Annotated in this window: 19 protein-coding genes; 6 read left to right on the top strand and 13 right to left on the bottom strand. The window is 63.0% G+C overall.

The annotated features are described in order from the left end of the window. Positions 1–79: 79 nt before the first annotated feature. Entirely contained in the window at positions 80–1,456 is a 1,377-nt protein-coding gene (locus AC27VQ_RS06775; RefSeq protein ID WP_488715704.1) for a GH1 family beta-glucosidase, read from the bottom strand. 203 nt (positions 1,457–1,659) lie between these two features. Here AC27VQ_RS06775 and AC27VQ_RS06770 point away from each other — a divergent pair, with 203 nt between their 5' ends. Continuing rightward, a complete protein-coding gene (locus tag AC27VQ_RS06770) occupies positions 1,660–2,550 on the top strand; it encodes an HD-GYP domain-containing protein (RefSeq protein WP_421593961.1) in 891 nt (296 codons plus the stop codon). Positions 2,551–2,595: 45 nt separating this feature from the next. Here AC27VQ_RS06770 and AC27VQ_RS06765 read toward each other — a convergent pair whose 3' ends face one another. The 5 genes from AC27VQ_RS06765 to AC27VQ_RS06745 all read right to left on the bottom strand — a co-directional run bounded on the left by AC27VQ_RS06765 (position 2,596) and on the right by AC27VQ_RS06745 (position 8,774). Next, on the bottom strand, positions 2,596–3,780 hold the full coding sequence (locus tag AC27VQ_RS06765) for a Gfo/Idh/MocA family protein (protein ID WP_488715703.1): 1,185 nt from the start codon (positions 3,778–3,780) through the stop codon (positions 2,596–2,598). A 13-nt stretch (positions 3,781–3,793) separates the two neighbouring features. Beyond that, the gene (locus AC27VQ_RS06760) at positions 3,794–4,846 is read right to left on the bottom strand and encodes a sugar phosphate isomerase/epimerase family protein (RefSeq protein WP_488715702.1); all 1,053 of its coding nucleotides are present in this window, start codon (positions 4,844–4,846) and stop codon (positions 3,794–3,796) included. Positions 4,847–5,040: 194 nt separating this feature from the next. Further along, complete coding sequence (locus AC27VQ_RS06755; protein ID WP_313525643.1) at positions 5,041–5,991, bottom strand: substrate-binding domain-containing protein; 951 nt, start codon at positions 5,989–5,991, stop codon at positions 5,041–5,043. Positions 5,992–6,095: 104 nt separating this feature from the next. Continuing rightward, positions 6,096–7,106: an ABC transporter permease gene (locus tag AC27VQ_RS06750; protein WP_421593964.1), complete on the bottom strand. Its 1,011-nt coding sequence runs from the start codon at positions 7,104–7,106 to the stop codon at positions 6,096–6,098. 141 nt (positions 7,107–7,247) lie between these two features. Beyond that, positions 7,248–8,774 carry a sugar ABC transporter ATP-binding protein gene (locus AC27VQ_RS06745; protein WP_488715701.1) on the bottom strand — a complete coding sequence of 509 codons (1,527 nt, stop codon included), beginning with the start codon at positions 8,772–8,774 and terminating at the stop codon, positions 7,248–7,250. A gap of 207 nt (positions 8,775–8,981) precedes the next feature. Here AC27VQ_RS06745 and AC27VQ_RS06740 point away from each other — a divergent pair, with 207 nt between their 5' ends. Then, a complete protein-coding gene (locus AC27VQ_RS06740; protein ID WP_313525634.1) occupies positions 8,982–10,013 on the top strand; it encodes a LacI family DNA-binding transcriptional regulator in 1,032 nt (343 codons plus the stop codon). Between the two features lie 9 nt (positions 10,014–10,022). Here the strand turns inward: AC27VQ_RS06740 and AC27VQ_RS06735 are convergent, their stop codons facing one another. The 5 genes from AC27VQ_RS06735 to AC27VQ_RS06715 all read right to left on the bottom strand — a co-directional run bounded on the left by AC27VQ_RS06735 (position 10,023) and on the right by AC27VQ_RS06715 (position 16,919). Beyond that, entirely contained in the window at positions 10,023–11,531 is a 1,509-nt protein-coding gene (locus tag AC27VQ_RS06735; RefSeq protein ID WP_488715700.1) for a methyl-accepting chemotaxis protein, read from the bottom strand. 341 nt (positions 11,532–11,872) lie between these two features. Then, a complete protein-coding gene (gene xylA / locus AC27VQ_RS06730; RefSeq protein WP_488715699.1) occupies positions 11,873–13,183 on the bottom strand; it encodes a xylose isomerase in 1,311 nt (436 codons plus the stop codon). Positions 13,184–13,210: 27 nt separating this feature from the next. Then, complete coding sequence (gene xylB, locus AC27VQ_RS06725) at positions 13,211–14,665, bottom strand: xylulokinase (protein WP_488715698.1); 1,455 nt, start codon at positions 14,663–14,665, stop codon at positions 13,211–13,213. Positions 14,666–14,674: 9 nt separating this feature from the next. Beyond that, positions 14,675–15,715, bottom strand: coding sequence for a LacI family DNA-binding transcriptional regulator (locus AC27VQ_RS06720; RefSeq protein ID WP_488715697.1), 1,041 nt, complete (start codon positions 15,713–15,715; stop codon positions 14,675–14,677). Between the two features lie 85 nt (positions 15,716–15,800). Beyond that, on the bottom strand, positions 15,801–16,919 hold the full coding sequence (locus tag AC27VQ_RS06715; protein ID WP_488715696.1) for a metallophosphoesterase: 1,119 nt from the start codon (positions 16,917–16,919) through the stop codon (positions 15,801–15,803). Between the two features lie 119 nt (positions 16,920–17,038). On the opposite strand from AC27VQ_RS06715, the gene AC27VQ_RS06710 reads away from it, so the two are divergent. After that, positions 17,039–17,917 (top strand): PhzF family phenazine biosynthesis protein, encoded by an 879-nt coding sequence (locus tag AC27VQ_RS06710; protein ID WP_488715695.1) that lies wholly within the window; start codon positions 17,039–17,041, stop codon positions 17,915–17,917. On the opposite strand, the gene AC27VQ_RS06705 is transcribed toward AC27VQ_RS06710, so the two are convergent. Together AC27VQ_RS06705 and AC27VQ_RS06700 are read right to left on the bottom strand one after the other, a co-directional pair. Continuing rightward, the gene (locus AC27VQ_RS06705) at positions 17,918–19,510 is read right to left on the bottom strand and encodes a DHA2 family efflux MFS transporter permease subunit (protein ID WP_488715694.1); all 1,593 of its coding nucleotides are present in this window, start codon (positions 19,508–19,510) and stop codon (positions 17,918–17,920) included. An 80-nt stretch (positions 19,511–19,590) separates the two neighbouring features. Next, positions 19,591–20,781 carry an HlyD family secretion protein gene (locus tag AC27VQ_RS06700; protein WP_488715863.1) on the bottom strand — a complete coding sequence of 397 codons (1,191 nt, stop codon included), beginning with the start codon at positions 20,779–20,781 and terminating at the stop codon, positions 19,591–19,593. Positions 20,782–20,926: 145 nt separating this feature from the next. Here AC27VQ_RS06700 and AC27VQ_RS06695 point away from each other — a divergent pair, with 145 nt between their 5' ends. The 3 genes from AC27VQ_RS06695 (at position 20,927) to AC27VQ_RS06685 (ending at position 23,384) form a co-directional block, all read left to right on the top strand. Beyond that, positions 20,927–21,586 (top strand): TetR/AcrR family transcriptional regulator, encoded by a 660-nt coding sequence (locus tag AC27VQ_RS06695; protein ID WP_313525612.1) that lies wholly within the window; start codon positions 20,927–20,929, stop codon positions 21,584–21,586. A gap of 98 nt (positions 21,587–21,684) precedes the next feature. Continuing rightward, positions 21,685–22,536, top strand: a complete 852-nt coding sequence (locus AC27VQ_RS06690) for an AraC family transcriptional regulator (protein WP_488715693.1) — start codon at positions 21,685–21,687, stop codon at positions 22,534–22,536. A 98-nt stretch (positions 22,537–22,634) separates the two neighbouring features. Beyond that, positions 22,635–23,384, top strand: a complete 750-nt coding sequence (locus tag AC27VQ_RS06685; RefSeq protein ID WP_313525606.1) for a TerC family protein — start codon at positions 22,635–22,637, stop codon at positions 23,382–23,384. The last annotated feature ends 10 nt before the right edge of the window (positions 23,385–23,394 follow it).

Genomic DNA, 23,394 nt, shown 5'->3' with positions numbered 1-23,394 from the left:
CAGAGGAGAATGATGCGGCAGAAGCGTTATGAATCCTTTACGGTCGCAATGCCAATATCAGCAATATCTGATATCGTGATCAATTGGCCGGCTTGTGGTTGCCCTTCGGGAATTGACCGGCGAGCGCGCCGTACCATTCGCCGCTCTTCTTCACGGTACGCACCTGTGTGTCGTAATCGACATGCACGATGCCGAAGCGCATTCTGTAGCCTTCCGCCCATTCGAAATTGTCCATCAGGCTCCAGGCGAAATAACCGCGCATCGGATAACCCTCACCGATCAGGTCCGCCGTGATGCCGAGATGATCGGCGATATAGTCGAGGCGCGGCTGATCGTCGACCACGCCGTTTTCCACGCCCATATTGTAGCAGGCGCCGTTTTCCGTGATGTAGCAATCGGGCAGCGTATAATCCGCATTGAGCTTGCGGATGAGATCGCCGAGCGCGGGCGCAAAGACCTCCCAGCCGATATCCGTCTTGATGTCCGCCACCGGCGGTGCGGGCTGCGTCGCCGGGAAATCCACCCCTTCGGCGGGGTCATGCGCCACGCGCATCGGCGTGTAGTAATTGAGGCCCCACCAGTCGAGCGGCTGGGCGATCGTCTCCATGTCGCCCGGTTCGATCTCCGGCATACGGTGCCCGAGCGCCGAGAGGAAGCGTTCGGGATATTCCCCCTTGAAGACCGGGCCGAAGAAGACGCCGTTGTGGAAATCATAGGCGCGCGCGGCGGCATCCTGGTCGGCCGCACTGTCACTGCCGGCATAGACGGAATGGGCGTTCAGCACGAGGCCGACGGGGAGGTTCGGCTGTTCGGCGCGGATCGCCGCAACGCCAAGACCATGTGCCAGATTGGTGAAATGCAGCGCATGAAGGGCCGCATCCATGTTGCGCTCCCCCGGCGCATGGATGCCGTAGAGGTGGCTCAGCCAGACGGAGCACCACGGTTCGTTGAAGGTCGCCACCGCATCCAGCCGGTCGCCGAGCCGAGCGATAACCGTCTTGGCATAACGCTGGAAGGCATAGGCCGTCTGCCGCGCCGTCCAGCCGCCATCACCCGCCAGCATCAGCGGCAGGTCCCAGTGATAGAGCGTCGCAAAGGCCTTGATGCCACGTGCCTTCAGGCCATCGACCAGCCGATCGTAGAAATCGAGGCCCTTCTCGTTCACCGCCCCCGTGCCCTCGGGAATGATGCGCGGCCATGCGATGGAGAAACGGTAGGCCTCCACGCCGAGCGACTGGATCAGATCGAGGTCCTGCTCGAGGCGGTTATAGTGATCGCAGGCGACATCGCCGTTATGGCGGCCATAGACCCTCCCCGGCATGTTGGAGAACGCATCCCAGATCGACGGCTTGCGGCCGTCGAGCTTCGATGCCCCCTCGATCTGGAAAGCGGCGGTTGCCACGCCGAACACGAAATCGCCGGGAAAACGGTCGGCAAGGGTCTTAGGGTCGATCATGGGGCGTCTCTCGATGTGGGCAACCTGGAGCAGTCGCTACTGCAACGTTGCAGTAAGGCGAGAACGAGCAAAAATCAATGGCGCAAAACCGCAATCGGCGTTTTCGTAAAAGCCACAGGATGCGCCATAAAACAGAGCATGCTTAAACAAAGATTAGGTTTTGTTCCTGCAAAATATCAGTGAGCAGGGATGAGGACACAGACGTGGTACGGAGAATTCCGAAGCATCTCGTACGCAAGGGCATGTTCGTCGAGTCCGTGGAATGCACCGCCAGCGAATTCTCCGGCCGGCGCTTTCTGATCCAGTCCGACGAGACCGTGCGGGCTATTCTCGCCACATCTGCGACCTATGCGTTGATCAACACGCAACGCAGCACGATCGATATCGATGCGGATGCCACCCTTGCAGCGGAGGAACGCAAGCAGACGCAGGAAAGCGTAGCCCGGAGCGCAAGCGCGCTGCGCGACAGCTTCGCCGCCGTGCGCTCCGGCGATTTGCGGGTCGAAATGCTTGGGCCTGTCGCCGACGAGATTTCCGACCGTATCGACGCCGCCCCCGATGTCTTCCTGAAGGTCACACGTCTGAAATCCAAGGACGAAGGCACCTATGTGCACTCGCTTGCCGTCAGCGCGCTGATGATGCGCCTTGCACGGCTGCTCGACTATGACGACGCGACGGTTCGAGAGCTCGGCGTCGCCGGCCTCCTACACGATGTCGGCAAGCTGATGGTGCCGAACGCCATTCTCAACAAAACCGGCCAGCTGGAGGCGGCGGAGAAAAGCGTGGTGCGCGGTCATCCCGAAATCGGCTACCGGCTGTTGAGGGAGCTCGGCACCCTGTCGCCGTTGACGCTCGACATCACCCGGTTCCACCATGAAGTGCTCGACGGCAGCGGCTATCCGCTCGGCCTCAAGGCCGAGCAACTGAGCCAGGAAATCCGGCTTTCCACCGTCTGCGATGTCTTCGAGGCCTTGACCAGCGCCCGCCCCTACAAACGCGCCTGGACGACGCGCGACGCGCTCAACTGGATGTTCGACCGCGGCCACCTCTTCGACAAGAAGCTGGTGCTCCGCCTCGGCAGCATTTTCGAATAGTCCCAGCGGCCGCCGCTACACGCGACGGCCGGCAGGCAAAGTGCCTCAGACCTTGACCCAGGCGCCGTTCTTCTTCGACGACTGCACGCAGGCATCGACGAAGAGCATGCCCTTGAGGCCGTCATCGATCGTCGGATAGGTGATGGCGGGATCGGCTTTGGCGCCGTCGCGCTTGGCATAGATCGCACGCGCAGCTTCCGAATAGATATTGGCGAAGCCTTCGAGGTAGCCTTCCGGATGTCCCGACGGCACACGGCTCATGCGAGCGGCGGCGGCACCCGAGCCGGCACCGTTGCGGGTGATCAGGCGCTTCGGCTCACCGAAGGGCGTGTACCAGAGATAGTTCGGATCGGCCTGCACCCACTCGAGGCCGCCCTTGGTACCATAGACGCGCACCTTCAGGCCGTTCTCATGGCCGGGCGCGACCTGGCTGCACCATAGCATGCCCTTGGCGCGGGCACCGTCCTTCTCCTTGAAACGCATCATGACATGGGCGTTGTCATCGAGCTTGCGGCCCGGCACGAAGCTGTCGAGATCGGCCGAGAGCTCTTCCAGCTCCAGACCGGAGACGAAGCAGCCAAGATTATAGGCATGCGTGCCGATATCGCCGGTGGAGCCGCCCGCGCCCGACTTGCTGGGATCCGTGCGCCAGGCCGCCTGTTTCTGGCCGCTGGACTCGATGTCTTCCGTCAGCCAGTCCTGCGGATATTCCATCTGCACCAGCCGGATCGTGCCGAGTTCGCCATTGGCGACCATTTCGCGGGCCTGCCGGACCATCGGATAGCCGGTGTAATTGTGCGTCAGTACGAAGAGCGCATCGCTCTCCTCGGCGAGCTTCTTCAGCTTGCGCGCATCCGGCAACGTCGAGGTCAGCGGCTTGTCGCAGATGACATGGATGCCGCGCTTCAGGAATTCCTTCGCGGCCTCGTAATGCACGTGGTTCGGCGTGACGATCGCCACGGCCTCGATGCCGTTCTTCAGCTTGGCCTCGCGGATCGCCATTTCCTTGAAGCTGCCATAGCTGCGCGACGGGTCGAGCCCCAGTTCGCGCGCCGACTGCTCGGCCTTTTCCGGCGAGGACGACAGCGCACCGGCGACCAGCTCATAATGATCGTCCAGCCGGGCCGCGATGCGGTGCACCGCGCCGATGAAGGCGCCGGAGCCGCCGCCGACCATGCCAAGCCGGATGCGGCGTTCCCGTGTTTCGCTTGCGCTTCCTTCGATTGCCATGCGGTGTTCCTCCTTAAAGCCCGAGCATACGACGGTTCGCGGCCTGATCGGTGCCGCCATCTGCGAAATCGTCGAAAGCCTTTTCCGTCACGCGGATGATATGGGCCTTCACGAATTCCGCACCCTCACGGGCACCGTCTTCCGGATGCTTCAGCGCGCATTCCCATTCAACCACGGCCCAGCCGGCGAAATCGTTCGCGGCCATCTTGGAGAAGACGGCGCCGAAATCGACCTGGCCGTCGCCCAGCGAGCGGAAGCGGCCGGCGCGGTTCACCCAGCCCTGATAGCCGCCATAGACCCCCTGCCGGCCCGTCGGATTGAACTCGGCATCCTTCACATGGAACATGCGGATCCGGTCTTTGTAGATGTCGATATTGTCGAGATAGTCGAGGCACTGCAGCACATAGTGCGAGGGATCGTAGAGCATGCAGGCGCGGGCGTGGTTGCCGGTGCGCTCCAGGAACATCTCGTAGGTGATGCCGTCGTGCAGGTCCTCGCCGGGATGGATCTCATAGCAGACATCGACGCCGCAATCCTCCGCGTGGTCGAGGATCGGCTTCCAGCGTTTCGCCAGCTCATCGAAGGCAGTCTCGACGAGTCCGGCGGGACGCTGCGGCCAGGGATAGACGAAGGGCCAGGCGAGCGCGCCGGAGAAGCTCGCCATGGCGTCGATGCCGAGATGCTTCGAAGCGGTCAGCGCCATCTTCACCTGGTCGACGGCCCACTCCTGCCGTGCTTTCGGATTTCCGCGCACTTCCGGCGCCGCAAAGCCATCGAAGGCTTCGTCATAGGCAGGATGCACGGCAACGAGCTGCCCCTGCAGGTGCGTCGAGAGTTCCGTAACCTCGACGCCGTTCTCGCGTGCCTTGCCGGAAAATTCATCGCAATAGGCCTTGGAGGATGCGGCCTTCTTCAGGTCGATGAAGCGGCCGTCCCAGCTTGGAACCTGCACGCCCTTGTAGCCGAGATCGGCGGCCCATTTGGTAATCGAGTCCCAGGAATTGAACGGTGCGGCATCGCCCGCGAACTGCGCAAGAAACAGGGCCGGGCCCTTGATCGTCTTCATAATCGGCGTCCTCCCAGGAACTCGGCCGATCCTCGCGGCCTATCTCAGAAATTTTTGCGGTACGTACCGCAGCGCGTGGAAAGCTATCGGCCTTTGGCGGATCGGGCAATGTGAAAGTGCGGATGAGACCCACGAAAAGGCGAAAGAAAAGCCGCCCGGGTCATCATGTCCCGGGCGGCCTTCATATCATCAGATCAGAACGGGGAATCCGGGAAGTAGAAGTCCTTCGCGTTGTCCTTCGTGACGAGCGTCGCGTCGATCGTGTAGACGCCGCGAACCGGGACCTGGCCGTAGAAATTGGCGGCGGTCATTTCGAGCGCGGTGCCAACCATTGCCGGCGGATAGAGCACGTCGACCGGGATCATCTTGTCGCCATCCATGACCTTCTTGATCATGTCCTTCGAACCGGCGCCGGCGATGACATACTGGATGTCCTTGCGGCCGGCCTGTTCGATGGCCTGGAGAACGCCGACGGCCATGTCGTCGTCCTGGCACCATACGACGTCGATCTTCTGGTACTTGGTCAGGTAGTCCTGCATGACCTTGAAGGCATCGTCGCGGTTCCAGTTGCCGTACTGGCGGTCGAGAACCTTGACGTTCGAGCCTTCGATGCCCTTGTCGAAACCATCCTGGCGCTGCTGGTCGATCGGGATCGCCATGCCCCTGATAACAACGACTTCGGCGTCCGGCGTCTGGGTCTTGATATATTCGCCGGCCGTCTGGCCAAGTGCGAAGTTGTTGCCGGCGACATAGAGGTCACGCACGGAATTGTCGTTGGTGCTCGGCGCACGGTCGACGAGCGCGACGAAGGTGCCCTTGCCCTTGACTTCCTTGATGGCGTTGACCAGCGGATCCGGGTCGGTCGGCAGGATGACGAGCGCGTCGATGCCCTGCGTTTCCAGGTCCTGCACGGCATTCGCCTGGCTTGCCGGATCCGGCGAGGTCTTCACGATGACGTTGAGGCCCGGATTGCGCTCCATGAGGAGCTTGGCGACACGCTCGGCGTGATAGACGACGCCGGAGGTCCAGCCGTGGTCAGCCGCCGGAATGGAGACGCCGATCGTCACCTTCTTGTCTTCCGCATGAACGGCACCGGCGATCAGCGCCATCGCCGCGACGGTCAGGCCCAAAAGTTTCTTGCGCATGAATTTCCTCCCAAAAGCAGGTCTTCGTTCCTCACCGGGGACCTGTGAACCCGGCTACGTCCCCGCAGGCCCGGCCGCTTTGCGCATGCCGGCCCTGCCTGGTCTCACGATTTCCGTACCAGCGAGCGCTGGACGAGCATCGCAATGATGATGATCGCGCCCTGGATGGCCCCGATCAGATATTCGCTGATGAAGTTGGAGAGCAGCATGATGTTGCCGACCAGTTCGAGAATGAAGGCGCCGCAGATCGTGCCCCAGACGCGCCCGGCCCCGCCCTTCAGCGCCGTGCCGCCGACGACGACGGCCGTGATCGCCTGGAGTTCCCACAGGATGCCGGTCGTGGCCGAGGTGGAGCCGAGGCGCGGCACATAGAGCAGCACGGCAATCGCCACGCAGAGGCCCTGGATGACGAAGGCGATGGTGCGCACCCGGTTGACCGGGATGCCGGAATAGCGCGCGACATCCGCATTCGAGCCGACGGCGACGACATGGCGGCCGTAGCGCGTGCGATAGAGGATGAAGGCGGCAATCGCGGTGACGACGAGGATGACGACGATCGGCACCGGCACGCCGAGGATGTAGCCGAAATAGGCCGGGCGATAGAGCGCCTGCAATTCCGGCTCGCGCAGCGTGATCGCGCCGCCCTGCGACAGCCACGTGGTGAGGCCGCGATAGATACCCATCGTGCCGAGTGTCGCGATGAACGGCTCGATCTTGCCGACGGTGGTGATGAGGCCGTTGGCGAGACCGCAGGCCGCGCCGATGACCATGGTCAGCACGACAGCTGCCGCAAGCATCAGGCCCGGATCGGCAATCGCGCCGGAATTCATGAAGATGATCATGATCGAGGCGACGAAGGCGACCATCGAGCCGACCGAAAGGTCGAGGTCGCCCGACGAGATGACGAAGGTCGCACCAACGGCGATGATGGCGATAAAGGCGCTGCGGGTCGCGACATTCGCGAGGTTGTTGATGCCGATGAAATTCGGATTGACCAGCGCACCGACGATAAGCAGCAGCGCCAGCGCAGCAAAGGGCGCGACGGCTCTCAGATCGACATCCCGCCAGCTTCGGCCGCGCGCCTTCGTTTCAACCGTATCTTCGCCTGCGGTCATGTTCGTCCCCAACCCAAAATCGTTGTTGCCCAGAGCATTTCCGGCAGACCGGAAATGCTCTCGCTTCTTGTTTTTTAACGCATTGTCCTACGCCGAAGCGAAGCCGCTTCGGCTGGAAATGCTCTCGCAGCCCGCTGACGCTCAGGCGGCGGTCTTCTTCTTCAACCCTGCCGAATAGCGCATGATCTCCTGCTCGGAGATTTCCTCGCCCTCGAGAATGCCGACGATCCGCCCTTCACGCATGACGGCGACGCGGGTGCACAGCCCGATGATCTCCGGCATCTCCGAGGAGACGACGATGATCGACTTGCCGTCGCGGGCGAGTGCGGAAATGAAATGATAGATCTGCTGCTTGGTGCCAACATCGATGCCGCGCGTCGGCTCGTCGATGATGATGACGTCGGGTTCGGTTTCCATGACCTTGGCGAGCAGCAGTTTCTGCTGGTTGCCGCCCGACATGCGGCCGGCGACGACACGCCCGTCGCGCACGCGGATATCGAAGCGACGGCGGGCACGCTCGAGTGCCGCGGCCTCGCTCTTCGGGCTGAGATAACCGTATTTGCCGTGCTGATCGAGCGATTGCAGCGTCAGGTTCGCCGTCATGCGGGAATTGAGCAGCAGGCCCTTATGCTTGCGGTCCTTGGTCATATAGGCGATGCCGACGCGGTTGGCGGCATGCACATCGCCGGCCGACACGCTTTCGCCGCGCACCGTAACCTCGCCCGAAACCCGCGAACGCAGGCCCGCGACCGCTTCCATCAATTCCGTGCGGCCCGAGCCGATCAGGCCGGAAAAGCCGAGGATCTCGCCCTTGCGCACCTCGAAGCTCGCATCCTGCACATAATGCGTCGTCAGCCCGGAGACGGCGAGCGTCACCTCTTCGTCAATGCTCGGCTCCTGCTTGCCGGGATAGAGGCTGGAGAGCTCGCGGCCGACCATCAGCTGCGCGATGGATTCGCCGTCGAGAATGCTGGTCGGCGCGGTCTTCACCCATTGCCCGTCGCGCAGCACGGTCACGCGGTCGGTCAGCTCCATCACCTCGTCCAGCTTGTGCGAGACGAAGACGAAGGACGTGCCCTTTTCGCGCAGCTTGCGCACCTGCCGGAAGAGATAATTCGTCTCCTCGCGGGAGAGCACGGCGGTCGGCTCGTCCATGAAGATGATGCGCGCATCGCGGCTGATCGCCTTGGCAATCTCCACCATCTGCTTGTCGGCGATGGAGAGCGAGCTGATCATCGCATTCTCGTCGACATGTGAGCCGAGCTGGTCGAGCACGCGGCGCGTTTCGGCGCGCATGAGCTTGCGGTCGAGCACGCCGAAACGGGTGACCTCGCGACCGAGGAACAGGCTTTCGGTAACGGTCAAATGTTCGGCGAGGTTGAATTCCTGGTGGATGATCACGATGCCGAGATGCTCGGCCTGGCCGTTCGGCGGCAGTTTGACGGGCTGCCCGTCAAACAGGATCTCGCCCGAGGTCGGCTGCTCGAAACCCGAGAGGATTTTCACGAGGGTGGATTTGCCAGCACCATTCTCGCCCATCAGCGCGTGGATTTCACCGGCGCGAAGCTCGAAATTGACGCTGAACAGGACCTGCACGCCGTTGAACGACTTGCTGATACGGCGCGCGGAAAGAACGACGGGAGCCCCGTCGACAGCGTCCGGATTCATCGATTTCCTCCCTGCGGCTCCTCGACCGCTTGAGCATGATGTAAACCTTTACACGATCTATGTAAAGGTTTACATCATTGGATATCAGGAATTTTCAGCAAGCGCCGTTTGACCACCGGTCCAGTCTGTGTAGTGTCCCCGCACTTCGTTTGATTTCAGCAATTCCAGATCGCCAGACTGGCATTGCCACCGCCGAGTGAGAGCCAGTTGTCTGCATCCAGCCCCGCCACGATCGAGGACGTCGCGCGCATCGCGCAGGTCTCGATCGCGACCGTATCGCGGGCGATCCACACCCCGGAAAAAGTGGCGAATTCGACGCGGCTGAAGGTCAACCAGGCGATCGCCATCACCGGCTATACGACCAATGCCATGGCGCGTAGCCTGAGGCTTGGCCGCTCGAACATGATCCTCGTCGTCGCGCCCGATATCGGCGACCCGAACTTCTCCAACATCCTTGTCGGCCTGGAAAACGAGGCGCGCGCGCATGGCTACGGCATCCTGATCGGCCACACCCAGAACGATCCGCAGCGCGGGCTGGAATATCTGAAGTTCCTGAATTCCAACCAGGCGGCCGGGCTGATCCTGTTCACCGGCATCCTGCCCTTCGGCCACCAGAGCATGACCGCCCGCCTGCCGCCCAGCGTCGGCGTCTTCGAGCCGGTCTATAATGGCGGCATCCCCTATGTCGGAGTCGACGACATCGAGGGTGCCCGCAAGGCTGTCGACCTCCTGATCGCCGAGGGACACCGCAAGATCGCCTTCATCGGTGATTCGCGCACGCGCCTCGCCTATAGCCGCCGCCGGCAGGGCTATGATGCAGGAATGGATGCCGCAGGCGTACCGCTCGGTGAGCGCCTCATCCTGGAGGGCGACGGGACGATCGAGAGCGGCCGCCTCGCCCTCGAGCAGCTTTTCATGCGCGACACGCTGCCGAGCGCCTTCATGTGCGTCAACGACCAGACCGCCATCGGCGTGATGATCGGGCTTGGCGCGCGCGGCTACGATATCCCGAGCGATTTTTCCGTAACCGGTTTCGACGACGTGCCGCAGGCGAGCTTCATGACGCCGTCGCTGACAACGATCCGCCAGCCGCGCACAGCCATCGGCAGGAGCGCCATGGCGCTGCTCTTCGAGTTGCTGTCCAACAACGAACCGGCCGAAACGGAAATCCTGCTTCGGCCGGACCTGATCGTCCGCAATTCGGTTTCTACGCCCGCGCGGCGCTTCGTGCGCCGCTAGAGCGTATTTCTAGCCGTAGCGGCGATGCGCCGGCTTCGCCGTGCGCTGCACGCGGGCCGCCGAGACGGTGAACCGGTCGACCAGCCCCTTCAATGTCGTACTGATCTGCATCAGATTGTGCGTGGCCGCATTGGTTTCCTCGACCATCGCGGCATTTTGCTGGGTCATCTGATCCATGCTGCCGACCGCCGTGTTGATCTCGGAAATACCGGCCGACTGCTCGCGGGCGGAGTTGCTCATGGCGTCGATATGCGCATTGATATGCACCACCTGCTCGCCGATGTGATGCAGCGCCTCGCCGGTCTTGTGGACCAGGGACACGCCGAGCTGCACGTCCTCGAAGGACTTGTCGATCAGCGACTTGATCTCCTTGGCCGCCTCCGCGGATTTCTGGGCGAGTTCGCGAACCTCCTGCGCCACGACGGCAAAGCCCTTGCCGGCCTCGCCTGCTCGCGCCGCCTCGACGCCGGCATTGAGCGCCAGAAGGTTGGTCTGGAAGGAGATCTGGTCGATCACGCCGATAATCTGGGTGATCTTGCCCGAGGACTCCTGGATCGCACCCATGGCGGTGACGGTCTGCTCGACGATCTGGCCGGAGCGCTTGGCCTCCTCCGTCGCGCTGCCGACGACGCGGCGGGCTTCCTCGGCACGAATCGCCGCCTCGCGGGAAATGGTGGTGATCTCCTCGACGGCCGCAGCGGTTTCCTCAAGTGAAGCCGCCTGCTGTTCGGTGCGCTTGGCCATGTCGTCCGTGGCATTGACCAGTTCACCGGAATTGCCGGCCGCGTCCTCGGCCACCGTCACGATGGCACCGAGCGTATCATCCAGCTTCTCGATGGCGGCATTGAAATTGGTGCGCAGGCGCTCGAACTGCGGGGCGAGCGGCTTGGCGATGGAGGCCGTGAGATCGCCGCCGGCAAGCCGATTGAGCGAGGTGTCGAGCGCACCCAGCGCCTCCTCCTGCTCCGCATTGCGGGCCTGCCGCTCGGCTTCCGATTTCTCGCGCTCCTCCTGAAGGGCTTCCAGATAGACGGAGATCGCATAGTCCATATCGACAAGCGCCGCTTTCACGATGGCGTTGATCTCACCGCTGATCGCCGCAGCCTTCTTGCGGTAGAGAAACCCCTCGAGATGCTTGGCGATGACGCCCTCGACGATCGCCTCCAGGATCAGCGCATAGCCGCCGATGTACCAGCGCGGCTCGAGGCCGAGGCGGGCATGGGTCTTGCCGATCGTCGTGACGGCATCGACATAGTGCGTGTCGAATTTCGCCGAACCGATCACTTCCCAATGCTTGACCTGACGCCCCTTGGCGCTCTGGATATGCGCCTCGTTGGAAAAGAACCGGGCCGTCTCGGGCGTCGCGCGGGCCTTGGTGTAGAAGATGTCGAGCGCGCCGCCGAGCGATGCCGAGATCGTCGGCAAGGCATTCTTCAGCGCGTCGCGCTGAGCCGTATCGAAATTGACGAACTGGAGACGTTCGTTGAGCTGCTGGGTCTTGGTATCGTGCACCGACATCCGAAAATTCCTTTGCTGCGGAGGGCAACTGGCGCCAAGTCCCGAATCAAGAGGCCGGCTTCCGGTTTGTGGTGATTTTTTGCAGTTGATAGTAAATAAACAATATAGATCGAAAGGAAATACTTGCTTGAAAATTGACGAACAACAATCCAGAATCAAAAATATCCGATAAGCGCTCCTTACTGTTATGATTGACACCAGTAAATACAACTTGATTCCATTGTTATTGAATACAACAAAAAGATACATCTAACCTTACGTGAGGCAAAGCGTTCCGTAACGTAGAAAAGAAAAGGGCGCCACGACGGCGCCCTTCGATCTTCAGCCGATGACAGCAGGGATCAGACGTAGCGATTGACCACGTTTTCCAGAAGTTCCTGCTTGCCGGAACGCGGCTTCGGATTGACGCCGTGGTTCAGCACGTAGGCCTCCAAAGCCTCCAGCGAAGAACCGCCCGAAAGCACGTTCTGCGCTTCCGCAGACTGCCAGCCGGCATAACGATCGGCGAGCGGGCCGGACAGCGCCTTGTCCTCGATCATCTTGGCCGCAGCCTTCAGGCCGCGCGCGCAGCAATCCATGCCGCCGATGTGGCCGATCAGCAGGTCTTCCGGATCGATCGACTGGCGGCGCAGCTTCGCATCGAAATTCGTGCCGCCGGTGGCGAAGCCGCCGCCGGCGAGAACCTGATAGAAGGCCAGTGCCATTTCCGGCACGTTGTTGGGGAACTGGTCGGTATCCCAGCCGGACTGGTAATCGTTGCGGTTCATGTCGATGGAACCGAAGATGCCGAGCGCATTGGCCAGCGCCAGCTCGTGCTCGAAGGAATGGCCGGCCAGAATCGCATGGCCCTGCTCGATATTGACCTTCACCTCGTTCTCAAGGCCGTATTTCTTGAGGAAGCCGAAGACCGTCGCGACGTCGTAGTCGTACTGGTGCTTGGTCGGCTCCTGCGGCTTGGGCTCGATCAGGATCGCGCCCTTGAAGCCGATCTTGTGCTTGTATTCGACGACCATGTTGACGAAGCGGCCGAGCTGATCGAGTTCCTGGCCGAGATTGGTGTTGAGCAGCGTCTCGTAGCCCTCGCGGCCGCCCCACAGAACGTAGTTGTCACCGCCGAGGCGGTGCGTGGCGTCCATGCAGGTCTTCACCGTCGCGGCGGCGAACGCGAAAACGTCGGGATCGGGATTGGTCGCCGCACCACCCATATAGCGGCGGTTGGAGAAGAGGTTTGCCGTGCCCCAGAGCAGTTTCACGCCGGTCTCGGCCTGCTTCCTCGCGAAATAATCGACGATCTCGTTGAGATTCCTAGTGTTCTCGACGAAGTTCCTGCCCTCGGGGCGCACGTCCGCGTCGTGAAAGCAGTAGAAGGGAACGCCGAGCAGCTGGAAGAATTCGAAGGCGACGTCGGCCTTCAGCTTCGCCGCCTGCATGCTGTCTTCGAACCACGGGCGCTCGAAGGTCTGGCCGCCGAAGGGGTCGCCGCCCGGCCAGACGAAGGTGTGCCAGTAGGCGACGGCAAAGCGCAGGTGATCTTCCATGCGCTTGCCCGCGACGATCTCGTCGGGATTGTAGTGGCGGAAGGCCAGCGGGTTGGTGCTGTCGGGGCCTTCATATTTGATCTTGGCGATATCGCCGAAAAAGCCGGTAGCCATGATGTCTCCTCTTGAAATGGTTTGGGGTCAGTAAGCGGCGCGGACGGCCGGATAGAGCCGGCGGTAGCGCTGATAGGCATCCTCATAGGCAGCGCCGAGCGCCGCCTCGGGCTCGATGGTCTCGGCAGTCCTAGGTGCCGTGCAGACCGCGACGGGGTCTGCACCAGTCGCCGCGATGAGGCCGAGGCGGGCGGCACCGAAAGCGGCACCGAAGTCGCCATCCGCCGGGAGATCGACGGGAAGGTCGAGCGCCGTGGCGATGGATTTCAGCCAGTAGCGCGAGCGCGAGCCGCCGCCGATGGCCGTGACGCGCGACAGCTTGGTGCCGGCGGATTTCAGCGCTTCGAGGCTGTCACGGATCGCGAAGGACACGCCCTCCAGCACCGCCTGCGTCAGCACAACACGGCTGCTTTCATGGCCGAGCCCGAGGAAGGCCCCGCGGATGGCGGCATCATTGTGCGGCGTGCGCTCGCCGGAGAGATAGGGCAGGAAGGTGACGCCGGAGGGCGCTTGCAGCGCATCGCCGAGTTCCTTCGTCAGGTCGGCGGCGGAGGCGCCGGTGACGCGCGAATGCCAGTTCAGCGCATCGGTCGCCGAAAGGATGACGCCCATCTGGTGCCAGGTATTCGGCAGTGCGTGGCAGAAGGCATGGACCGCACTTTCCGGGTTCGGCAGATAGCTGGCATTGGCCGCAAAGAGCACACCCGACGTGCCAAGCGACACGAAGGCCGCGCCCTCGCGCACCGTGCCCATGCCGCAGGCCGAGGCGGCATTGTCGCCAGCTCCGCCCGCCACGACGACGCCCTCACCGAGGCCCCATCGGGCGGCAAGCTCCGGGCGAAGGATGCCGGCGGCATCCGTGCCCTCCACCAGCCCCGGCATCTGGCGCTCTTCGAGCTCCGTCGCGGCGAGAAGCTCCGCCGACCACTTGCGGGCACCGGTATCGAGCCAGGACGTGCCGGCGGAATCCGACATTTCCGACAGATGCTCGCCGGTCAGCCAGACGCGCAAAAAGTCCTTCGGCAGCAGGACCCAGCGGACTTTCGCAAAGATATCCGGCTCGTTGTTCTTCACCCAGGCGAGTTTCGGCGCGGTGAAGCCGGGGAAGACGATGTTGCCGGTGATCTTGCGGAAGCGCGGATCGGCATCGAGGCTTGCCGCCTCGCGATGGCTGCGCGTGTCGTTCCACATAATGCAGGGGCGCAGCACCTTGTCCTCGGCATCGAGCAAGGTCGCGCCGTGCATATGGCCGGAAAGACCGATACCGCGCACGGCCGAAAGCTCGGTGGGATGGGCAGCGCGAAGGCCGGCAATCGCCTCTTCCGTCGCGCGGATCCAGTCAGCCGGGTCCTGCTCGGACCAGCCGGCATGCGGACGCGCGGTAGCGACCTCCTTGCCGGTCGCCGAGCCGATGACGCGCTGGTCGCCATCGATGAGCATGGCCTTGACGCCCGACGTGCCCAAGTCGATCCCGAGATACATGTGGTTCTCCTATTGCTCGTCCGGGCCGGCCGGCGGAAGGTTGTCCTTGATGAAGATGTCGAGGCGGATGCGCTCCTGCGCGGCGTTGACCGACAGACCATCCGCCTTGGCCCGCAGCACGCGAATGGCGCTGCGCACCTCATGGCCGGCATCCTGGTTCAGCACGGCGTCGATGACCCCGCTTTCGAGCGCGCCACGGGTTTCGCCGGTGAGTTCGTGCACGATCACGCACAGATCCCTGCCGCGTACCGCAAGGGCCTTCAGCAGGCCGCGGTTGCCGGCGCCGAGATTATAGATGCCGGCGAGATCGGGCACGGCCGCCAGGCAATTGGCGATCAGCTTGAAAGACAGATCCGGATCGTCCTGGCCTTCCAAGACCGGCAGGATCGCGCGGGCGTCCGGCATGGCCGACATGGCGGCAAGAAACCCTTCGAGGCGCTCGCCATGGTCACGCACCCGCATCGAGCCGGCAAGCACCGCCACGGGGCCTGGCCGGTTGCCGAGGAAACGGCCCATCAGGCTACCGGCAGTGCGGCCGGCGGCGATGTTGTCGACGCCGATGAAATGATCGCGGCCCGAGCCCGAGAGGTCGGAGACGAGGGTGACGACCGGAACGCCCGCCTCGCGCGCACGGTCGATCGCGGCAAAGACCTCGGGGGCATCGACCGCAACGGCGGCGATGCCGGAAACGCCCTCGGCGATGGCTGCGTCCATCGCTGCCGCCAGCGCTGCCGCATCGAAGGCTGGAACCGTCACGACGGAGAGCCGGGTACGCTCGATGGCGGAGTGCAGGCCGGTGCGTCGTACTTCCGCTTCCAGGCCACGCATGAAGGGATTGTCGCCCTCGGGCAGGATGAAGACGAGCGGATAGACGCGGCTCTTGGCGAGGTTGGCCGCCGCGACATCGCGCACATAGCCAAGCGATGCGATGGCCGCCTCGACCTTGGCCTTGGTGACGCCGCGCACACCCGGCCGATCGTTCAAAACCCGATCGACGGTGGCAAGGCTCACGCCCGCTTCCGCGGCAATGTCATGGACTGTAGGTCTCATCGCTCCTCCGTGCCGAGACCCTTAGAGGAATTTTTGATGTACGTAAATCAAAAATTTGCCGACGCCGTTTTCGGCATGGATTTTCTCAGCCGGCGAGGCTTTTGCTGAAGGCGTTGGTGAAGGCGATTTCGCCGGAAGTTTCATCAGCTTGCGCGAGCGCAACGTCCAGAAAGCCATCCGTCACGCGCACCAGCGCGAAACCGCCGAGGAAGGCGGCGACGGGCTTGAAGATGTCGTGGCCCGCGCTGTTGTAGATCATCGGGGTCGGGTGCTCGTGACCGTGGAAGATGCCGACGACATTGTAGTCCTTGAGCACATCGAGCAAGGCGGCGCGCTCCGCATCCGTCCACCAATGGGCAGGACCGTCCCCGTGCGGATCGAACGTCTTCGCCGTCGGATCCCAGTGCTCGGTGGAGAACTGGTCCCAGCCGTAATGCTGGAACAGAACCACCGGGCGGCCGTCAGCCGCGGCGTCAGCAAGATCCTGCTTCAGCCAGGCAAGGCCACTGACGGCATGCTTCGTGTCGTCGCCGCCGAAGCGCTGGAGCTGCACGAGATGCAGGCCGCCCCAATCCCAGGAATAGTTGTCGGAATCGATGTCGTAGTTTCCCGCCGGCACGGGCGCCTTGTAGAACACCGTGGAGCGATGGTTCAGCTCGACATAGTCGCGCAGTTCGCGCCGGTACCAGTCGATATGCGGCGCAACACCGTCTTGGTCGAGATCGTGATTGCCCAGGCCGTTATAGACGGGATAGTGCACCCGGTCCGGCCCGGTGCCCTGCTGGTAGCGGCTGGCGAACTGTTGCAGCTGGCGCCCCTCCCCCGGCACTTTCACCTGCCCGCCGCCGTCATCCGTCATGTCGCCGCCGAGCACGAGGCCGAGCGGCGTCGCGATCCGCGTGCCGGCACTGGCGAGACCCGAGGGCTTGCCGCCGATCTCGACCGGCCAGATGAGGTCGCCGACCGAATTCAGCGCCGCCACATGGCGCAGCAGTGCTGAATCCGTCTTGCCCTCCGCCGCGCAATTCGGGCTCAGGCTATCGGTCGAAACGAGGCAGGCATGCACGTCGCAGGAAAACAGGAAGGTCGCATCCGTCGCGGGCCGCCCGCCTTGCGCGACCGCCGAAAGACGCGGCAAAGCGAGCGACAGGCCGAGACCACCCGCTCCGAGAAGAAGATGGCGGCGCGTGGGACGGAAGGGCATGCGGACGCTCCGATGAAAAGAACAGAGGAACGCATTCTGAATCAGGATGACGCCGAGGTACAGCGCCGCTTGAGGGGGGAGGTCGGACTTGCTACCAAAAACGGTGACGGAGGCCCCCGATGAAACTCGCCTATCACACGCTTGACGTCTTCACCCGGACCCGCTTCGGCGGCAATCCGCTGGCCGTGGTGCTCGATGCGGACCGCTTGACGGACGCGGAGATGCAGACCATCGCCCGCGAATTCAACTATTCCGAAACGACCTTCGTGCTGCGCCCGAAGGACGAAGCCCACACGGCCCATGTGCGCATCTTCACGCCGACCCTCGAAGTGCCCTTTGCCGGCCACCCCAATGTCGGCACTGCCTATGCACTGGCACTCGCCGACGATGCGGCAGAAGAATTCGTCTTCGAGGAAGCCGCCGGCCTCGTGCACGCTAAAATCCTGCGGATCGATGGCGAGGTCGATGCGGTGCAGCTGACCGCGCCGCAGCCGCTGAGCGTCGGAAAAACCTTCACGCCGGCCAGCGTCGCGGCCTGCCTGTCGCTCGATGCGGCGGATATCGCACTTGCCGTGCACCAGCCATGCATCGCCTCCGTCGGCCTCGGCTTCATCGTCGTGGAGATCGCGACACGCGATGCCCTGCGGCGTGCCAAGGCGGATATGACCGCCTTCTCCGCCATCCTGCCGACGGATCATGCCGACGCGATCTATCTCTATTGCCGGGACCTGTCGGACGAGGATGGCGTGGTGGATTTCACCGCCCGCATGTTCGCTCCCTTCGACGGCCTGCCGGAAGACCCGGCGACCGGAAGCGCCACGGCGGCGACCTGCGCGCTTCTGGCTAAACTGGCAGGCGGTGCCGCACGCCGCTTCGCGGTGGCGCAGGGCATCGATATGGGACGACCGAGCCTGCTCTCCGTCGCGGTCGACGCCGATGGCAGGGTTCACATCGGCGGCGCCTGCGTGCCGGTGATGAACGGCACGATCAGCGTCTGATCAATGGCCGCCGCCACCACCGCCAACGGCCTGCGGCTTGCGGATCGCCAGCACGCAGACGATGAGCGTGGCGAAAAGGCCCGTCAGCAGCAGGAAGATATCGATGAAGGACAAAATATAGGCCTGCTGCTGCACCATGCCGGCCATTTTCTTGATTGCGATCGTCTGACCGTCGAGCCCATGGGCCGTGAAATTCGCCGCCATGTTGCGCAGCTGGTCAACGGCTTCGGGATTGCCCCACTGCACATGTTCGGACAGCCGCAGATAGTGTTCCTGCGAGCGCTGGGTGAGGATCGTGTTGATGACCGCGAGCCCCACGGCGCCGCCGAGGTTGCGCGTCAGGTTGAACAGGCCTGACGCATTGCGGATACGGTCCGGCGGCAAGGTGCCGAGCGCGACGTTGTTGATCGGCACCATGCAGATCATCAGCGAGCAGCCGCGCAGGATCTGCGGAACCAGCAATTCGTAGAAATCCCAGTCAGCCGTCATCCCCGTCATCGCCCAGGTGCCGAGCGCGAAGCCGCCGAAGCCCATCATCATCATGACGCGGGGATCGAGCCTCGATGACATCATGCCGGCGATCGGCGCGGTGAAGAACATGGCTAGACCGGAGACGAACATGGTCTCGCCGATCATCAGCGAATCGTAGCCGCGGATGCGCGCCAGATAGAGCGGGTAGAGATAGGTCAGGCCATAGAGGCCGATGCCCATCACGAAGGAGAAGATCGAGCCGAAGGCGAAATTCCGGTTGGCGAAGGCGCGCAGGTCCACCACGGGGAACGGAACCTTAAAGGCCCGCCAGAAGAACACGACGCCGGCGATCACGATCGCCAGCGAGCCGATCACAATATGCTCGTCGTTGAACCAGTCCTTGTTGTTACCCTCTTCCAGCACGTATTCCAGCGAACCGAGAAAGACCGCCATCGAGATGAGGCCCCACCAGTCGAAACGCTTGATCAGATTGAATTCCGGCTTGTCGAAATCGATCAGGTTGAAGGTGAGAACCGTGACGATGATGCCGGGGATGATGTTGACGAGGAACAGCCAATGCCAGGAGAAGGCGTGGCTGAGATAGCCGCCGACCGTCGGGCCGATGGTGGGCGCCAGCGTCGCGACGAGGCCGATCATCGGCGAGACGACGGAGCGCTTGGAGGGCGGGAAGATGGTGAAGGCGGCTGCGAAGACCGACGGGATCATGCCGCCGCCGATGAAGCCCTGGAGCACGCGGTAGACGATCATCTGGTCGATATTCGTCGCAGTCGCGGCAAGGGCGCTGGCGATGGTGAAGCCGGCGGCGGAGAAGCTGAACAGGATACGCGTCGAGACGATACGCGCCAGCGTACCCGACAGCGGGATCATGATCACTTCGGCGATGAGGTAGGAGGTCTGCACCCAGGCGATTTCATCCGCGCCGGCCCCAAGGCCAGCCTGGATTTCCGAGAGCGAGGCGGAGACGATCTGGATGTCGAGGATCGACATGAACATGCCGAAGACCATCGCGAAGAAGGCGATGACGCGGCGGACAGGAACTTTATCGGCCTGCGCGGGAGCAGCCATCATGGCGCCTGCGGTCGGTTGAGCGGTCGCGGCCATGGCCCGCGTTCCTTCTGGAAGCACGGCAGCCAGGTGGTGTCACCCGGCTGCGCAATGCGGTCAAAACAATGTTTTCGTGTTTACTCAGCCTTGGCACCCGGCGCCGTGCGGCTGTCGACATCGACGACGACGCTGAGGCCGGCACGCAGCTTGCCGGTATCCAGCACATCCCTAGGGATCGCGATCCTGACCGGCACGCGCTGGGTGACCTTGGTGAAGTTGCCCGTGGCGTTTTCCGCCGGCAAAAGCGAGAACACCGAGCCGGACGCTGGCGCGATGGACTCGACGGTGCCGAGAATGTCGTCTTCCTCATAGGCATCGACATGCAGATGCACCTTGGAGCCCGGCACGAGATGGGCGATCTGCGTTTCCTTGAAGTTCGCCTCGATATAGAGGTCCTTCACGGGAACCAGCGCCGCAAGGCGGCCGCCGGCCGAAACGAGGTCGCCGACCTGTACCGAAATGTTCCCGACGACACCGTCATAGGGCGCCTTCAGTAAGGTGAAGCCGAGGTCGCGCACCGCCTTGTCGCGTGCAAGCTCCAGCGAGCGGATGCCGCTGTCTGATTCGGCGCGCTGCGCCTGAAGCACCGCAATGCTCGCCCTAGCGGAAACGATATTGGCATCGGCACCGACGAGATTGGCTCTGGCCTGGTCGAGCGCCACCGTGGCGCTGTCGAGTGAGGCCGTCGTGCCGACTTCCTTGTTCGCCAATTCCTTGGCGCGCTTTTCCGCAACCTGGGCACCGCTGAGAGCAGCCTGATAGGCGGTCTTCTGGGCCTCAGCCTGGGCGAGCGCAGCCTTGGCGCCGTCGATCTGTGCGTCGATGCGGTGGAGCGCCAGCTTCTGCGTGGCGATCTGCGCCTCGGCCTGTTCGCGGGCGAGCAGGTAGTCGCCGTCATCGAGCGTGACCAGCGGATCGCCGGCCTTAACCGCCTGGTTGGCAACGACATTCACCGCCGCGACATAGCCGGAGACCTTCGGCGAGATGGACGCGATATCGCCTTCGATATAGGCGTCGTCCGTCGAGATCATGAAGCGGCCATGCGTCCACCACTGGTAGCCGTACCAGCCGGCGGCGGACAACAGCGCCAGGCCGACGATCGGCAGCATGAAGCGGCGGCCGCTCTTCTTCTTTTCCGGCTCGGCGACGGCAGCGGCGGGCGCGGGCGCCTCGGCGGTCGTCACCGGCTTTGCCTCGGCGGTTTCGGCCTGGAAATCATCGTTGACCGGGCGAACCTTCGCCGTGCCGGCGCCATGGGAAGTCGACATGCGCATGCCACCATTCTCTGGGATGGAAAAATGAACTGAACCGTTCGGTTCGATTTGACATAGACCTGTTTATCCCGCATATCAAGTGAAATCGAACCACGCGGTTCGAAATAGTTCACAGAAAGTTTCAAGCTTGGAAAGGCAGATGGATACCACGGAAGACAGACTGGCCGTCCCGCAGACGGGTCGCCGCGTGGCGGGTGAAGACCCCGCCAAACGCGAGCAGATCCTTGACGGGGCCAAGCGGGTGTTCATGGAGCAAGGCTTCGAAGCCGCCAGCATGAACGACATTACGCGCGCCGCCGGTGTCTCCAAGGGCACGATCTACGTCTATTTCGAGAACAAGGAAGACCTGTTCGCCGACATGATCGAGCGCGAGCGGCGCCGGATCACCGAAACGATCCGGCACGCGCTGGACAGCGGCCAGCCGCTTGCCGATGCGCTCATGGCGTTCGGCATGCTGTTTGCCGCGCACATGACCGCAGATCAGACGATCCGCGCCATGCGCATGGTGATTGCCGCGAACCACCGGCTGCCGAGCCTCTGTAGCCGCTTTTTCTCCGCATCGTCGATCAACCCCGTCTCGGTGCTGCAGGATTATCTCGACCGCCAGGTCGCAGCCGGCATCCTCACCTGTGACGACACCACGCACGCGGCCAAGCAGTTCATCGAGCTCACCACCGTCGGCCTCTTCAAGCCCCGCATTTTCGGCGCCATGGAAGAGGTGCCCGCAAAGACGGCGATCGAGAAGAACGTCACGTCGGCGATCCGCATGTTCCTCGCGGCCTATGGCGCGAAAGCCTGACGCTTTTGCCGCACTCAGCCGCGAACGCGCAACCACGATCAAGTGACTGGTCGCCTGGGACGCCATAAGATGGCTGTCCATGAGGAGCGACGCCATCCATGCACCCAGTTGCAAAAGCCATCTGGTTCATCGAAAGCCATTTCGGGCGGGCCATAGCCCTGTCCGAAATCGCCGAGATGGCCGGCATGTCGCGGCATCACCTGTCGCGGCGCTTCAGCCAGATGACCGGGCAGAACCTCAACCGCTATCTGCGCGCCCGCCGCCTATCGGAAGCCGCCCGCCAGCTTGCGGGCGGAGCCGACAACATCCTGACCGTCGCGCTCGATGCCGGCTACGGCTCCCATGAGGCATTCACTCGCGCCTTCCGCGAGCAATTCGGCCTGACACCCGAAACGCTCCGCGCCCGGCGCGACCTTTCCGGCCTCACGCTCCAGGAGCCCATCCGCATGTCGACCGTAGAGAAAAGCAGTCTTCCCGCACCCCGCATCGAAACGCTCGATGCCTTCACCATCGCCGGCCTCGGCGGTGATTTCGAACCCGGCAAGGCAGCGGGCATTCCCGCGCTCTGGCAGAGGTTCAACGCCTATTTCGGCCATATCCCCGGCCAGGTCGACAAGACCGCCTACGGCCTCTGCACCATGCAGCTGGGGAAACCCGGCTTTCGTTATGTCGCCGGCGCACGCGTGTCGCGTCGCGACGACCTTCCAGCCGAATTCGAGATCATCGCCGTGCCGGCGCAGAGCTGGGCCATGTTCCAGCACCACGGCCATGTCAACGGCATCCCGGCAACGGTCGATGCCGCTTTCCGTACCTGGCTGCCGACGTCAGGACGCACGGTCGGCGGGTTTCCGGACATGCTCGAATTTTACGGCGAGGATTTCGACCCGGAAACCGGGCACGGTCGCGTCGAAATCTGGCTGCCGCTCGCCGATCAGATGACGAAATCGTGATATCAGCGCCAACGGCGGCCGGTCCGCTTGCCAGCGGTCAAAATCTGCATACATACGGAAGTCCATTCTCAAACCGTATTTAAGGAGAGGAAGACCGGATGGACAGCATTCTTGCGCTCATGCAAGACCCGGCCGCCTGGATTGCACTCGTCACGCTCGTCGTGATGGAAGTGGTTCTCGGTATCGACAACCTTATCTTCATTTCGATCCTGACGAACAAGCTGCCCCCCGAACATCGCGAGCGCGCTCGCCGCATCGGCATCGGCCTTGCGCTCGTCATGCGCCTTGCCCTTCTCGGCACCATCGCATGGATCGTCCAGCTCACCACCCCGGTCTTCGAGGCCTTCGGTCACGGCTATTCCTGGAAGGACATGATCCTGATCGCCGGCGGCCTCTTCCTCGTCTGGAAGGCGACCAAGGAGATCCACCACAACGTGGACCCGGTCGATCACAAGGAAGACATGGTCGGCGGCCCGGCGACGACGGGCTTTGCCGCCGCCATCGGCCAGATCCTGCTGCTCGACCTCGTCTTCTCGGTCGACAGCATCATCACCGCCGTCGGCATGACGCCGCACCTGCCGATCATGGTGGTCGCCGTCGTCGTCGCCGTCACGGTCATGCTGGTTGCAGCAACGCCGCTTGCCAACTTCATCGAACGCAACCCGACGATCGTCATGCTGGCGCTCGCCTTCCTGCTGATGATCGGTACGACGCTGATTGCCGAAGGCATGGGTTTCCACGTCCCCAAGGGCTACGTCTACGCCGCCATGGCCTTCTCGGCGCTCGTCGAGGTGTTGAACATGGTCTCGCGCAATGCGCGGCAAAGAAACAAGGGCACGAGACACTGACGCAAACGAA

This window comes from Shinella sp. 20P9.1.1 (genome assembly GCF_057798995.1).
This window is presented reverse-complemented; position numbering and strand designations above follow the sequence as displayed.